General features: G+C 36.3%; 11 protein-coding genes and 2 pseudogenes. 7 read left to right on the plus strand and 6 right to left on the minus strand.

Annotated features, from left to right (window positions below; translation table 11 throughout):
• The first annotated feature begins 47 nt into the window (after positions 1 to 47).
• Complete coding sequence (locus L3V46_RS17200) at positions 48 to 749, plus strand: IS1-like element ISPa14 family transposase (RefSeq protein WP_001223318.1); 702 nt, start codon at positions 48 to 50, stop codon at positions 747 to 749.
• A 64-nt stretch (positions 750 to 813) separates the two neighbouring features.
• Here the strand turns inward: L3V46_RS17200 and L3V46_RS17205 are convergent.
• Positions 814 to 1311 (minus strand): annotated as a pseudogene (locus L3V46_RS17205) (GTP-binding protein); the annotation flags it as partial.
• Between the two features lie 446 nt (positions 1312 to 1757).
• Between L3V46_RS17205 and L3V46_RS17210 the strand changes: the two are divergent.
• On the plus strand, positions 1758 to 1985 hold the full coding sequence (locus tag L3V46_RS17210; RefSeq protein WP_239046353.1) for a hypothetical protein: 228 nt from the start codon (positions 1758 to 1760) through the stop codon (positions 1983 to 1985).
• Between the two features lie 254 nt (positions 1986 to 2239).
• On the opposite strand, the gene L3V46_RS17215 is transcribed toward L3V46_RS17210, so the two are convergent.
• Positions 2240 to 2848, minus strand: a complete 609-nt coding sequence (locus tag L3V46_RS17215; protein WP_239046354.1) for a glutathione S-transferase family protein — start codon at positions 2846 to 2848, stop codon at positions 2240 to 2242.
• Between the two features lie 427 nt (positions 2849 to 3275).
• Here L3V46_RS17215 and L3V46_RS17220 point away from each other — a divergent pair, with 427 nt between their 5' ends.
• On the plus strand, positions 3276 to 3617 hold the full coding sequence (locus L3V46_RS17220; protein ID WP_239046355.1) for a hypothetical protein: 342 nt from the start codon (positions 3276 to 3278) through the stop codon (positions 3615 to 3617).
• Between the two features lie 171 nt (positions 3618 to 3788).
• On the opposite strand, the gene L3V46_RS17225 is transcribed toward L3V46_RS17220, so the two are convergent.
• Both L3V46_RS17225 and L3V46_RS17230 read right to left on the minus strand, forming a co-directional pair.
• Positions 3789 to 4310 carry an acyl-CoA thioesterase gene (locus L3V46_RS17225; protein ID WP_004722691.1) on the minus strand — a complete coding sequence of 174 codons (522 nt, stop codon included), beginning with the start codon at positions 4308 to 4310 and terminating at the stop codon, positions 3789 to 3791.
• A 434-nt stretch (positions 4311 to 4744) separates the two neighbouring features.
• Positions 4745 to 5614 (minus strand): annotated as a pseudogene (locus tag L3V46_RS17230) (patatin-like phospholipase family protein); the annotation flags it as partial.
• A 254-nt stretch (positions 5615 to 5868) separates the two neighbouring features.
• Between L3V46_RS17230 and chrA the strand changes: the two are divergent.
• The gene (chrA, locus tag L3V46_RS17235) at positions 5869 to 7077 is read left to right on the plus strand and encodes a chromate efflux transporter (RefSeq protein WP_004819439.1); all 1209 of its coding nucleotides are present in this window, start codon (positions 5869 to 5871) and stop codon (positions 7075 to 7077) included.
• A gap of 37 nt (positions 7078 to 7114) precedes the next feature.
• On the opposite strand, the gene gltS is transcribed toward chrA, so the two are convergent.
• Positions 7115 to 8350 (minus strand): sodium/glutamate symporter, encoded by a 1236-nt coding sequence (gene gltS, locus L3V46_RS17240; RefSeq protein ID WP_004819437.1) that lies wholly within the window; start codon positions 8348 to 8350, stop codon positions 7115 to 7117.
• Positions 8351 to 8898: 548 nt separating this feature from the next.
• Positions 8899 to 10143: a DcaP family trimeric outer membrane transporter gene (locus L3V46_RS17245; protein ID WP_034610928.1), complete on the minus strand. Its 1245-nt coding sequence runs from the start codon at positions 10141 to 10143 to the stop codon at positions 8899 to 8901.
• Positions 10144 to 10561: 418 nt separating this feature from the next.
• Between L3V46_RS17245 and L3V46_RS17250 the strand changes: the two genes are divergently transcribed.
• From L3V46_RS17250 to L3V46_RS17260, 3 genes are all read left to right on the plus strand, one after another.
• A complete protein-coding gene (locus L3V46_RS17250) occupies positions 10562 to 11266 on the plus strand; it encodes a nitroreductase (RefSeq protein WP_239046356.1) in 705 nt (234 codons plus the stop codon).
• Between the two features lie 582 nt (positions 11267 to 11848).
• Complete coding sequence (locus tag L3V46_RS17255) at positions 11849 to 12742, plus strand: phosphoribosyltransferase family protein (protein ID WP_096733362.1); 894 nt, start codon at positions 11849 to 11851, stop codon at positions 12740 to 12742.
• Positions 12743 to 12760: 18 nt separating this feature from the next.
• Complete coding sequence (locus tag L3V46_RS17260) at positions 12761 to 14257, plus strand: nicotinate phosphoribosyltransferase (RefSeq protein ID WP_004819428.1); 1497 nt, start codon at positions 12761 to 12763, stop codon at positions 14255 to 14257.
• The last annotated feature ends 121 nt before the right edge of the window (positions 14258 to 14378 follow it).

Below are 14378 nucleotides of genomic sequence, written 5' to 3' on the forward strand. Positions count from 1 at the left end.
AAAAGTATGCTGAAACAAAGCAGGTTGAATTTTGATAAAATAGAGAAATGCGAATAACTCTAGAAATCAAATGTCCAACCTGCCTCAGTGACAGTATAAAGAAAAATGGCATCAAAGTAGATGGGAAACAAAACTATCAGTGCAAAGACTGTAAACGTCAGTTTATTGGTGACCATGCTCTGAGCTATCTAGGATGTAATTCAGGCATTACTCGAAAAATATTACAGTTGATGGTCAGAGGTAGTGGTATACGAGATATCGCTGAAGTTGAGCGAATCAGTATCGGTAAAGTTTTACGTACTTTAACCGAATCGACCTACCAAATTCAGCCTAAACAAAGTCATTATGAGTCTCTTGAAGTTGATGAGTTTTGGACTTTTGTGGGAAATAAAAATAATAAACAATGGCTTATTTACGCCTACCATCGAGAAACAGGTGAGATTGTTGCTTATGTTTGGGGTAAAAGAGACTTAGCTACAGTTCAACGATTGAAGACAAAGCTTAAACAATTAGGTATTCACTACACCCGAATTGCAAGTGATCATTGGGACAGTTTCATAACTGCTTTTAAAAACTGCAAGCAAAGTATTGGTAAATTTTTTACTGTAGGTATTGAAGGTAATAATTGCAAAATAAGGCATCGAATTAGGCGCGGTTTTAGAAGGAGTTGTAATTTTTCAAAAAAGATTGAAAACCATTTTAAAGCTTTCGACTTAACCTTTTTTTACATCAATAATGGCTTCATTTAATGTCAGCATACTTTTTGAAACACCACCCATTTTTAAACTGGTTTAATACCTCATGATCAGACGCAGACATAGTATCTGCATGTGAAACCACAACAATTTGTGCAGCTTTTAACTGATCTTGATAAAGCTCTTGATTCACCCATTCAGAATCATGTAAGCGACTCCCATCAATTACTGTCACCAATGCACGCATATCAATTTGCGCTTGCCATTGCGGTTCAGTCAATTGTGCCAAAAGTTGAGCGGGATGACCTAAGCCTGTGGGTTCTATAAATAGTCGATCGGGTTGTTTATCATAAATCAATCGAGACAAGGCAATTTGCATAGGCAATTGTCCTGCGCAACATAAACAACCACCAAGTAATTCTTTTACTTCATAGCCTGAGTCTTGTGGTAACAATTGCTGATCTACACCAATCTGCCCAAACTCATTCATCAGAACCGCCCACGTTTCATTTTCTGGCTTCTGTTGAAGCAAATGCTGTAATAAGGTGGTCTTTCCAGCCCCTAAAAAACCAGAAATAATATGAGTTTTGACTGTTTTTTGGCTTAAAATCTTCAAAGGATCGACTCAGCAGATTAAATGAAAGAAATTGATGGTTATCGCGACGCTTCTTATTATTACTGAAAATGTGCCAATAGTTTCAGGTTTTAAATCTATTTTTTAAATTAAAATTACAAAAACAATCCAAAACTCCAATACAACATTCATAAAGATTGCATCGTGAATGTTAATTGTAAGTAACAATAGAGTGTATTTTTTAATCAACTTTTCATATTTACATACATTTTTACCTCTTGGTAAAAGTCAATGAGTCACAAAAAAGCAACATAATACAATGATTTGTTTTAAACATGTAAACCTGTCTGTTACGCTTTGTTGCTTAGGTTGCCCATTTTTTCATCTGCACTTAGCATGACACTACTCCCTGTGATCAGCAACGCATTTAACAACTGACGCTCTCACAGGTCGTTATACGATCAATTCAATGAATTAAGGATGCCAAAATGAAACTCGTTAAAACACTTTTAGCTACTACACTTGCTTTCACTGCTTTCTCAACTTTTGCTGCTACTGATACAGCTGCAACAGAAGCTGAACAAGTTGTTGTATCAACTCAAGAACAACCAGCTGCAGCTGAAGATACTCAAGCTGCTGGTCAACCTTCAGCTCAACCTGCGACTGAAAGCGCTGCTGAAGCTCCAGCGACTTCTGCTCCTCAAGCAGGTCAATAAGATTTAATACTCCTCCCGAGTTAGCAATTGGGTTGTCTGAAAAGACGATCTGAATAAAAAGACTAGATCATGCTGCGATTTAGTCTTTTTATTTTTTCTGATGTTATTCACTTAAGCTGATGATCATAAATGTATTTTTCAGCAGCTACTTTATCGGTAAAACAACCAATAATATTTAAATTATCACTATTCTGAATCATCTAGATAAATTTAAAATCCATTTTTAAACCATATTCATCCTTGAACAAACTCCGCTAAACTGCCTGAATCCAAGCGACACCTTTTACGGTATCACGCTGTTGAATCAACTGAATAAACGGCTTAAATTCGTCTAGATATGGCACAATTTTAAAAGAGATGGCGAAGATCAGCCAGTATGCTAAAAACAAATCTGCCGCAGAAATTTGATGCCCCAGCAAATAAGGATTTGCTTGCTTTAGCCCAACTTTAATAAAGTTATAAATTGTTTCTTCTGTACCAAAGCCTAGACTTCTTCTCCGTTCCTGAATTTGTTCTGTTGAAATACCTAAGCTTTTAATATCCATAAACTCAGTCAAAGGTCCGTGGCAAAAGAATAACCATTTTAAATATTCTCCACGCTTAGGATCATTCAATGCGGGTGCTAAACCTTTCTCAATATATTTGTCTGCTAAATACGCAAAGATTGCAGACGTCTCAGAAATGACAGAACCTTGATCCACTAAAAAAGGAATCTTAGCCATCGGATTCAGTACCAAATATTCAGGCTGATTCAAGTCTTTATAATCCACTTGAATAATTTCGACTTGATCTTCGATATCTAATTCTTTTAATAAAGGTAAAATGGTATTTCCACGAGAATGAGCATTGGTATAAAGTTTCATTGTTTTTAAATCCATTTTTATCGTGCTTTGAGTATAATCAAAATATCACTAAGAATGATTAATTTATATGCAAAAGCAAAGTGCTTCCTTTCTAAAAAATAAATTCCATCCTTTTATAAATGCGCTAAATTACAGAAAAGATTATATGTGGTTACCCACAGTATCGCGATTGATCCAAACCAATAATTTAGAATATTTTTTATATAAATTGCACTTTAAAAAAAAATTAAAATCATCATAACAACATTATTTTTCTGATCTTTAATCTTTAAGATAACTCGTACATACGCCCATTATGCCCCCTGAGTGCTTTTCTAATTCGAATTATTGAATAATTCAGCTATACTATTTTGCACTTAAATCAGTTTGTAAAATTGATAAATTTATAATTAAAACCTGACATATCAAGACTAACGAGGAATTTAAAATGTTAAAAAAACTGATCGGTTTAGGCGTCATCAGCAACCTACTTGTTGCATGTAGCAAACCGTTACCGACAGATAAGCAAAACTACTCAGGCACATGGCAAAGTGAGGATGGCAGTGTAAATTTGATGATTACACCTGAAGGCCGCGTTGAATATAGCAATAAACAACCTAATTCAAGTTCATCTGTATCTGCCCCAATTTCTAAATTTGAAGGCAATAACTTTAGTGCTGGCATTGGACCACTTTCAACTGAGTTTAAAGTTTCTCAAGCACCGCAACAAACTGCCAATGGGACATGGAGCATGACTGTAGATGGACGTGTTCTTAACAAAGTCAATTAAAAGTACTGCTCTGTCTTTATCAAATTCTTATCGTTTGAATTTATGTTTAAGCGTCTATACCTTAAGCTTAGTGCTGTCAAAAAGGTCCTATCACGCTGACTACATTTCATTTAAATTTTGAGATTATCTTTAAGCGCCCCCTCATTGGTAACGAGGGGGCAATGCAATTAATTAACCATTTGAAGCTTTTTTATAAATACTGCAAGAAGGATGATGATTTTCTTGTAAACGTGCCACTTTACGTTGTTCAGCCGCTTCAAAACGACAGCGTTTCCAATCATTATCCAGATTTAAAGCTGGAATTTGCTGTGGCTTACCATTTTCATCTACGGCCACCATGGTGAAATAGCAACTGTTGGTATGGCGTACTGTACGTTTTTGGATATTTTGTGCTTCAACACGAATCCCGATTTCCATGGAGGTACGACCAACATGGTTGACACTGGCAAGGAAGCTGACCATTTCACCCACATGAATTGGCTCTTTGAAATTCACTTTATCGACTGAAAGTGTCACAACATAGCTACCTGAATAACGACTTGCACATGCATAAGCGACTTGATCAAGCAACTTAAGGATGGTTCCACCGTGTACATTACCTGAAAAGTTGGCCATATCTGGGGTCATCAAAACGGACATGGTTAATTCTGACTGGTCATCTGTAGCTGGGATCATTTGATCTAATGGAGACATCGTATTCTAGACTCTATTTTGGCAGGAGATTTAAGTCTATTATTATATATCTTTTCAGCTAAAAAACATGTTTAATTCGGCAATTGACCATTCTCTCAATTTATGATTATGACTATAGTCATTTATTTGATGTATATCTTATTGGTTTATCAATCATTTTCTATTCTTTACAATATTCGCGCTGCAATCTTGCCATATCTAAGTCTTTGCTGATCCGATAATTGGTGTTGAATTTGATAACAATGATCAATGTTTACAGGGATGATTCCAAGAATGGTATGGGATAGTGTCACAATTCTTACTTTGTACCCATAACAAATTTAATCATCATAGATTTAAATAAACAGATGACCGCTATAGCACATCATCCTTATTCAAATAATCATACAGTGATAAAAGTATAATATTTTTAAATGGATCTATTACGATTGATCTTAGTTTTGAACTTGATATTGCTGCTGAGCAGTTTCAAGACTTTTCTTACTGGCAATAACTACATCTAGATCATGCATACGTTGATTGGCAGCATCGATTCCGGCTTGCATGGTATCCTGACGGCCTTTTACATCAAAAATATGCGCTTTTTCGCGTAAATCTGGCTGAATCACAATATCTGCATTTTTTAATTCTTCTGCTGCTAATCGATTTTGCATGATATTGATATTTTGGTTAAACAGCCCCCAGACATTCGTGGTTTCAGTATTAACAGGTTGTGCCAATATATCCACTGCAATCACGATATCTGCACCTAATTCTTTGGCGATATTCACGGGTACTGGGCTAACCAAGCCACCGTCAACATATTCCTTACCTTTAATTTTTGTGGGAATAAACATACTTGGAATAGATACAGAAGCTCTTACAGCTTGCCCAGTATTGCCATAATTAAAAATTGTTTTTTCACCATTTTGTAATTCTGTAGCGACCACATACATCGGGATCTTCATCTTTTCCAAAGGCATTTGATCGATTTGCTTATTGACATAATCCTCAACTTTTTGCCCGTCAAAAAAACCTTTCATCCCAATTTTAAAATCGCGTACATCACCCACTTTCATATTGAGTGCAATTTGACGTAATTGTTCAGGCGATTTCCCACTGGCATAAATTGAACCAACGATACTTCCCGCACTTGTGCCAACAATAAAATCAGGCTTAATACCATGTTGTTCCAGCACCTCGATTACACCAATGTGGGCATAACCACGCGCGCCCCCACTGCCTAAAACCAAAGCAATCACAGGCTTTTTCTTTGACAATTGTTTGTATTGATAAAAAGTATTGTCCAATCGTGAAGTGGCTTCTAAAACCTGTTGGGTTGCTAAGCTACTGGCTTGAGATTTTTTTTCGGGTGAATGTGCGCATGCAGTTAGCAATAAACCACAAAACAAAGCAGCTAAGGTTTTATTTAACAATGACATATACTCTCAGATCATGACACAATCTAAATTCGCATGTATCTAAGCATAATTTGCAATGATTTGCTGTTGTATTTATTTATTCTGTCATGATTTTCGATTAGATTATAAAAATCAGTGTCTAAAATAATCCTAAAAATATGCCCACACTTTTTGAAATTTTTTGGATTTTTTTAAAATTAGGCTGTAGCAGCTTTGGTGGTCCAGCCGCACATTTAGTGTACTTTAAACAGGTTTTTGTAAAGAAAAAGCATTGGTTAAATGAGCAGCAATATGCTCAACTGCTTGCACTTACCCAACTACTCCCAGGCCCAAGTAGTAGTCAAATGGGTATGGCTATCGGCTATTTACAACATCGACATTTAGGTGCAATTGTGGCTTGGATTGGGTTTACCTTTCCTTCAGCCTTGCTAATGTTTGGCTTAGCACGATTCATTCAGCAACATCCAGTTTTTAATTTAACCTTATTTTCAACAATCCACTCAATCATCTTGGCAATTATTGTCTTTGCTTTTTTACAGATGTTTAAAAGCTATTGTAAAACCAAACTACATTTTGCCTTAATGCTTGTTAGTACTGGGTTGCTCCTGCTGTTTTCCAATGCTTGGATACAACTTGTGATTATTCTCGGTACTGGTTGTTTAGCCGTTTTAATGACGCGATTTGTATATATTCAAAAGGATTCAAATGATCTTGCTATCGAAAAACAACATATAAATTTTAATACCTTACCAACCGCTCATCGTCTTCATTCAATCTGGTTGATTGGCTTTATTTCAATCTTTTTCGCCTTGTGCTTGGCAATGCTTTTTTCCAACAAGCTGTTCTTTCAAGCCAGTTTTAGTTTTTATAAAACAGGCGCTTTGGTCTTTGGTGGTGGCCATGTGGTTCTTCCTATGCTGCACCAAGACCTTGTCAATACAGGGCTAATCAGTAAACAAGATTTTGAATTAGGCTACACACTTGCGCAATTTATGCCAGGACCACTGTTTAGCTTTGCCAGTTATCTTGGTGCATATTTACCCCTTACAGCTTTTCCCATTGTTAATGCTGCCATAACAACACTGTTGATCTTTCTACCTTCTTTTTTCTTTGTTTTTTTAGCTTTGCCTTACTGGTCTAAGCAACTTGAGAATCGTTATATTGAAAATTCTGTAATGCTCATCAATGCCGTAGTTGTTGGATTTATCCTGTCTGTGATCGTCCCCATGCTACAAAAAACCATGGGCAATCCATTAGATATTCTCACAGCCTGTTTAATGCTATTGAGTTTAAAACTTAAAATTTCAATTTTTATCAGTATTCCTAGTCTTTTATTTATTCATTATGCCTTGCTGAATTTCATTTAAAAAGCCAGTGATATCACTGGCTTTTTAAATCTAAAGATTAAGCGATAAATTTTAGAATTAATTGAATCACTGTTGCATTAATCAAGTCGACAAAAAAAGCACCACAAAGCGGAACAATCAAAAATGCTTTATGTGAAGGACCGTACATATTGGTAATGGCCTGCATATTTGCAACAGCTGTTGGTGTTGCACCCATACCAAAACCACAATGCCCTGCAGCCAATACCGCTGCATCGTAATTTTTCCCCATTACACGGAATGTCACGAAAGCAGCATATAAAGCCATCGTTAATGTTTGTGCACTCAAAATAATCACCAATGGCCCGGCTAAATCTGCTAACTGCCAAAGTTTTAATGAAAGTAAAGCCATTGCTAGATAAAGTGACAGTGCTGCATTACCAAACACATCGATCGCACGATCAAACATTTTAACTCTTAAAATGCCTTCAAGCACATTTCGAAGAATAACACCGCCAGCGAGCGCCCAAACAAATGTTGGCAGCTCAAACCATTGTCCTTTACTGTAACCTGTCATAAATTCAGCAAAAGCCAAACATGCTGCAAAAAGCCCCAATGTTGTAATCGCATTATCTGCCGTAATCAAACGGACTTGATGTGGATATTCAAAGGGAACATATTCACCAAGATCAGAAACAGCTTGCTGATTGGTCTCATCCACTTCTTTTTGTGTCTTTGGATTAGATAACTGATAACGGTTAATCAGTAGCTTGGCCAATGGACCACCGATGATCCCACCAATAATTAAACCAAAGGTTGCACTTGCCATACCCAATGCTAATGCACCTTGAATACCATGCTGGGTTTCTAAAATCTCACCCCAAGCACCTGCTGTACCATGTCCACCTGTGAGGGTAATTGAACCTGCAATCAAACCAATCAGCGGGTCTAGACCCATGGCTGTTGCCAACCCAATCCCAACAAAGTCTTGTACGACAATAAATGAGGCAACACAAATTAAAAAAACGACTAAACCAAAACCGCCTTCTTTTAATTTTGCAAAATTTGCACTTAAACCAATTGAAGCGAAAAATACCAACATGAAACTGGTTTGCAATTCACTACTTGTGGTAATGCTATAGCCCCAGAAATTATGAATGAGTAAAGATAAAATTGCGGCAACAAGTCCCCCAGCAACAGGTTCTGGAATATTATATTTACGGAGAAAATCAATCTTATTGACCAGGAAACGACCCAATAACAATACGATGACCGCTGCAATCAACGTATAGAAGGCATTAAAAGAAAATTCCATAAGTAATTGTCCATTCTTTGGCTAGATTTTTTGTTGTATAGATATAGAAATGCTATTCCATAGTATCAGACTTAAAATCACTCAGATTCAGTGATTACCTAATTGCCTGATATATACAACAAAAAATTAAAATAAAACGCAGATTTTCAACATTGAAAATCAAAAAGGCTTATCGCGATAAATACATTAGCGATTAGATATAAACAGAATTGCAATGCTGCAAAAATTTAGAAAAGAAAATGGTCATGATGTTACTCCTATTATTGATAAAAGATCATTTCATCAAACAATGAGAAATACAGTCCTCATAAGTCATTCGCTTTACAAGAACAGGCCAAAACAGGTCATTTATTTATACGATAATATGAACATAGAAAAAAAGTGGGTTAATTATGCATTTTTTTAAGCAAATGTCTTATGTTTTTACAATATTATTCATTATTTGAAATGATATTGATTTGATGATTATTTTTGACATGAATACTCAGACATTAAAAAACCGAGGATCATTCCTCGGCTTTTTGGATCAATAAATTTCTAAGTTGGAATTAGAAATTGTATTTCGCCATTAAACCTACACGGTTATCTTTATAAGATTGACCCGCGAAAGTTTCACGCTTACCGTTGATATACTCGATACCTAAATCAATCGGTTTCGCTGGAGAATAGATCACGTTTAACCAAGCTTGTTGAATTTTTTCATTTGCAGTTTGGTTTGCTTTGGCAAAATCTGTACCGTTGTCAGCAAACAATGCACCATACGCTAAAGTTGAACGTAAGTTAGGTAAGATTTTATATGTCCCACCCACTTGAAGCGCAGTGAATTCATTCTGTTCAATATCACCATTTACCACAGAATATGCATTGTTACTTCCGTATAAGTAGTTGCTATTGCCAACCACATAAGATGCATCAGCAAAAAGTTTTAAAGGATCAGCAACTTTAAAGTCTGTACCAACTGCAACACCCCAACCAGTCTTGTCTTTGCCAACATTGTTATCTTTATAGTTTTCCACTAAAACACGTGCAGATGCATTACCGTTGCCATCAGCATATGATTGTGTAATTTTACCTGTTAACACAGGAAGACTATATTTAACTGCTGTACCTGTAACTCCAGTACTATTACCCTCTTCAGCAGCAACTAATAATTTTGTAGTCGGTGCCAAATTGTATGCATAACGTACTTGTGGAATACGTGTAGTACCGCCACCTGCGTTAGTTGCAAAGTCAATCATTTCTGGCGCATGGCTAGATAGGAAGTTAGATGTTGTTTGACCAAATAACCAGTTGTTATAGGTTAAATAAGCATGACGAATACGAAGGTTTTCATTTACACCATTACCAGCAAAGTCAACTTCAACTTTACCACCAACTTTAGCATCGCCTACTGGTGTATTAAAATCTAAACCGATACGTGTTGTTTTTGCTGTAGCACGGAGTTTATCTTTCGCTTCGCCATTGGTTGAACTGATTTTGTTGAAGTCGTCATCACCGCCTTCAATGATATAGTTCGCATCACCACGAACAAAACCATAAATATTGATATCTGCACCAGACTTAGACTTTAAGCCAACTGAAGAAGAAGATGGCGCTGCTTGAACTTTAGATTCAACTAATCTTACTTGCTGCTGTTGCTGTTGAAGAAGTGCTTTTAATTCTTGAACTTCATTGCGTAATTGTTGAATCTCTTGACTGTCAGTAGCAGCTTGAGCTGTATTTACCATCAAAGCTGTTACTGTTAATGCTAAACTTTTGACGATCAATGACTTACGATTTGTGAATAGACTCATGAAATACTCCTAGCCTTATTTATGATGTGCATCCGTACAATTTGATCTTTTAACCCCAATACTTTGCTAAAAAATCAATTTTTCTTGTTTTCTTCAGTAGTTTCTCAAACACCACATAAAAAAAACTTTGCACATATATGCTTGCTATTAAATTATGAAAGCGTTGAAACTAAGTTAAAACCCAAAAGTAACAATTTGTGTATAATTCTTACACCTTTGTAATCTAGCGTAACTCAACCCCTTTATTAAATCAGTTTTATCGAATAATACTTTAATTTCAATTCTTTTTTCAGATTAGTATTTCTATAATCATTATATAATCTAGGGCTTAGCTAAAGTTTCAAAAAATGAATATTACGCCTCTACGACTATCGTATATAGTCTATTTGATGAAAAATTAGACCAATAAAGGACTTTTATGTTTTTAGAACAGGTTCAAGTGATAGATCAAGCAATTACAAGCCGTCATTCAGTACGTGCATTTTTGGATAAACCTATCGATTTATCTATTATTAAAGATATTTTAAAAGTTGCCTGTCGTGCGCCATCAGGAGCAAATACCCAGCCGTGGAAAGTATATGTCGTCACTGGTAACAAACGGCAAGAAATGATTGACCGTGTATGTGCTGCTCAAATCGAATTATTTACCCGACCAGAACTTGCCGAACAGCATACTGCGAGCTTTTCATACTACCCAACCACTTGGATTTCTCCATTTATTGATCGTCGTCGTGAAAATGGTTGGGGGCTGTATGGACTTTTGGCGATTCAAAAAAGCGAAAAAGAAAAAATGGCGGCACAACATTTAAGAAATTATCAGCTTTTTGATGCACCTGTTGTGCTGTATTTTACTGTAAATAAAATCATGGGAACTGGCGCTAAAATGGACATTTCCATGATGGTGCAAAACGTCATGATTGCAGCCAAAGCACGAGGTATAGACAGTTGTCCTCAAGCTGCATGGAATCATTTTCATCGTATTGTCTTAGAGGTACTCAATGCGCCTGATGATGAGGAGTTAGTCTGTGCTGTTGTATTGGGCTATGCCGATCCAGATCATATTGTAAATACATTTATTACCCCGCGTGAACCTGTTGAAAGCTTTACCATGTTCTTGGATTAGAACGACTTTATTTAACTGCCTTCAATAATTTAAGTCATTTTAAAATATTTTTATTCGGCTTCTTTCAAAAGCCCTTTTTAAAACTGAGTTCAACATAAAAGTTCCTCATTCTAACCTTCTCGAAAGGTGGAGAAGGAACTTTCAATACCAATATGATTTAATCCACAGGAGCATTTTTTGATTTTTAAAAGATCTATTGTTCTGTATCAGTTGAACATGAATATTTCAACGAATGAATCATCCCCCCTGCCTTGTTAAAGTACATGTTTTCTTATAGTAAGGGCTTTTTATCGTAGCTGTCTTTATATAGCTATCGTCTTTTAGCGATCCCCTGCTGTTTCTTACATAATAAATGTCTAGGGATTAAAGCCTGTGAAATCTCGAATAATAGACAGCATTAAAAAATTAGCACGCTCTCACGTACTAAATATTACAAAATAAAACAATTACTTAAATAAAATCCAATCAAAAAGCATCTAAGACTCAGGTTTGTAATCTTTTGTAAATTAATATTGATAGTTAAATGGGCTTTATGACACTATATATGTATTGGCAATAAGCCACCTTATAGGTATAATCAACATGTCTATCCAAGTCAAAGATTCAAACAACAATATTATCCCTATTCAAAATATTCAGTTTGCGGGTGGTGAACGACATGTTCAAATTTCAGCAGATACGTTAAAAACGTTGAAAGGGCAAATTCAGATTCAAGCCAAAATCAGTAACACGCAAGATTTGATGGATTACTTGTTAATTGAAAATGTATTACTCAATCAAGGTTTAGAAATTGATTTAGAAATCCCCTATTTTCCATACGCACGCCAAGATCGAATCTGTGCGATGGGACAGGCATTCTCATTAGAACTGATGACAAAATTATTAAATATCAATACTGAACAATTTCCACAACAACGTAAATCAATCAAAGTTTGGGATGCACATAGTTGTGTTACTGAAAAACTTTTAAATGAAAACACCCATTTTTTTGAGATTGAGAATGTTCAACCAAGTGAAATCATTCTACAAAATTCAAAGTTACAAGACATTTTAATTGCTCAAGACACCGTTTTAATCTGTCCAGATGCAGGTGCAAAACAACGGACCAAAACGATTGCCAAAGTCATCAATAGCTTAAGAGATCACGAAATCGAAATGGTCTACTGTGAAAAAAAACGTGATGCCATCACAGGAAAAATTCAGAATGCTCAAGTCAATGCAACTGATTTAACGGGCAAAACAGCTGTGATCACGGACGATATTTGTGATGGTGGTGCAACTTTTATTGGTATTGCACAAGAGTTAAAAAAATTAAATTGCCAACATGTGATTTTGTATGTGACTCACGGGATCTTTAGTAAAGGTATGCACGTATTTGAAGGCTTGGTTGACCAAATTTTTACCACGACGAGCTTTCCACAAACTGAACACCCAAATCTAAACGTCATTTCATTTAGTCGTTTCAATTCATTTTAATTATTTTGGAGAATAAGAATGAGCTTAAAAATCAATCCACTGAATGCAATTGACTTTTATAAAGCAGATCACAGACGCCAGTATCCTGTTGGCACAGAATATGTTTATGCCAATTTCACCCCACGCTCTTCTCATTTAGCAAATATGTTGCCTAACTTCGACGATAAAATCGTGTTCTTTGGCTTACAAGGCTTTATCAAACACTTTTTGATTGAGACTTGGAATGAAGGTTTTTTCCAACAAGATAAGGCAAAAGTCATTGCTAAATATAAACGTAGAATGGATAACGCATTGGGTGACGGCGCAGTACCAGTCGATCATATCGAAGCTTTATATGACTTAGGCTATTTACCAATCCGAATCAAGGCGTTAGAAGAAGGCAGCCGTGTCAATATAAAAGTACCTGTACTCACTATTGTAAATACCCTACCTGAGTTCTTTTGGTTAACCAACTACTTAGAAACAGTACTCAGTGCTGAATTATGGAAAAGTTGTACGACAGCAACGATTGCATTTGAATACAAACGCTTACTGACAGCATATGCGATTAAAACAGGTGCACCTTTAGACTTCGTTGCTGTACAAGGCCATGATTTTAGCAGTCGCGGCATGAGTGGGATTTATGATGCCACACAAAATGGTGTAGGACATTTAACCAGCTTTATCGGTACAGACGCAGTTTCAGCGATTGATTATGCAGAAGAATATTACGATGCAGACGGCATTGTAGGTGTTTCAGTTCCAGCAACCGAACATAGTGTGATGTGTATGGGCAGTGAAGACAATGAAATTGAAACTTTTAGAGGTTTAATCACTGAGCTTTATCCATCAGGTGTGGTCAGTATCGTATCGGATACTTGGGATTTTTGGCGAGTGATTACAGAATTTACTGTGGAGTTAAAAGACGAAATTCTAGCTCGCCAGCCAAATGCTTTAGGTTTGGCTAAATTGGTTTTTCGTCCTGACTCTGGTGATCCTGTAAAAATCATTTGCGGTGACCCTGAAGCTGAAATGGGCAGTCCAGCTTATAAAGGCGCTGTGCAATGTTTATGGGAAATCTTTGGTGGAACCGAAACAGATCAAGGCTATAAAGTTTTAAATGAGCGTGTTGGTTTGATTTATGGTGACTCGATTACTTTGGAACGTGCTTTAAATATTGTTCAAGGGCTGGAAGCGAAGGGCTATGCTTCAAATAATCTGGTCTTTGGCATCGGTAGTTATACTTATAACTATTTAACACGTGACACATTTGGTTTTGCAGTTAAAGCCACTTGGGGACAAGTCAACGGTGTTCCACGTGAATTATTTAAAGATCCGATCACTGATTCTGGTATAAAGAAATCTGCCAAAGGTTTACTTCGTGTAGAAAAAACTGAAGATGGATTTGTGTTATTTGATCAGCAAACCATGGAACAAGAGCAACAAGGTGAGTTAAAAACGGTGTTTGAAAATGGGCAATTGATTCGAGCGTGTCGTTTGAATGAAATTCGGGAGCGATTGGCAAATCAGTTATAACAACCATTTGTAGAAACCTTGCTTTTTATCGCAAGGTTTCTACGCTTAAGCTGCACCATTGCCAATCTCATTCTTGCTAAACATATTTTCTACTTGGCGAATCTCTTCCACCCTGCAATAA

Source organism: Acinetobacter sp. AG3, from assembly GCF_022343575.1.
In the GTDB taxonomy this organism is placed as follows: domain Bacteria; phylum Pseudomonadota; class Gammaproteobacteria; order Pseudomonadales; family Moraxellaceae; genus Acinetobacter; species Acinetobacter guillouiae.

What these genes read in the sequence shown, in the direction of transcription:
- L3V46_RS17200 (WP_001223318.1), top strand. Translation starts at nt 48, where the DNA reads ATGCGAATAACTCTAGAAATCAAATGTCCAACCTGCCTCAGTGACAGT.
- L3V46_RS17250 (WP_239046356.1), top strand. Translation starts at nt 10,562, where the DNA reads ATGTTTTTAGAACAGGTTCAAGTGATAGATCAAGCAATTACAAGCCGT.
- L3V46_RS17245 (WP_034610928.1), bottom strand. Translation starts at nt 10,143, where the DNA reads ATGAGTCTATTCACAAATCGTAAGTCATTGATCGTCAAAAGTTTAGCA.
- L3V46_RS17260 (WP_004819428.1), top strand. Translation starts at nt 12,761, where the DNA reads ATGAGCTTAAAAATCAATCCACTGAATGCAATTGACTTTTATAAAGCA.
- chrA (WP_004819439.1), top strand. Translation starts at nt 5,869, where the DNA reads ATGCCCACACTTTTTGAAATTTTTTGGATTTTTTTAAAATTAGGCTGT.
- gltS (WP_004819437.1), bottom strand. Translation starts at nt 8,350, where the DNA reads ATGGAATTTTCTTTTAATGCCTTCTATACGTTGATTGCAGCGGTCATC.
- L3V46_RS17210 (WP_239046353.1), top strand. Translation starts at nt 1,758, where the DNA reads ATGAAACTCGTTAAAACACTTTTAGCTACTACACTTGCTTTCACTGCT.
- L3V46_RS17225 (WP_004722691.1), bottom strand. Translation starts at nt 4,310, where the DNA reads ATGTCTCCATTAGATCAAATGATCCCAGCTACAGATGACCAGTCAGAA.
- L3V46_RS17220 (WP_239046355.1), top strand. Translation starts at nt 3,276, where the DNA reads ATGTTAAAAAAACTGATCGGTTTAGGCGTCATCAGCAACCTACTTGTT.
- L3V46_RS17215 (WP_239046354.1), bottom strand. Translation starts at nt 2,848, where the DNA reads ATGAAACTTTATACCAATGCTCATTCTCGTGGAAATACCATTTTACCT.
- L3V46_RS17255 (WP_096733362.1), top strand. Translation starts at nt 11,849, where the DNA reads ATGTCTATCCAAGTCAAAGATTCAAACAACAATATTATCCCTATTCAA.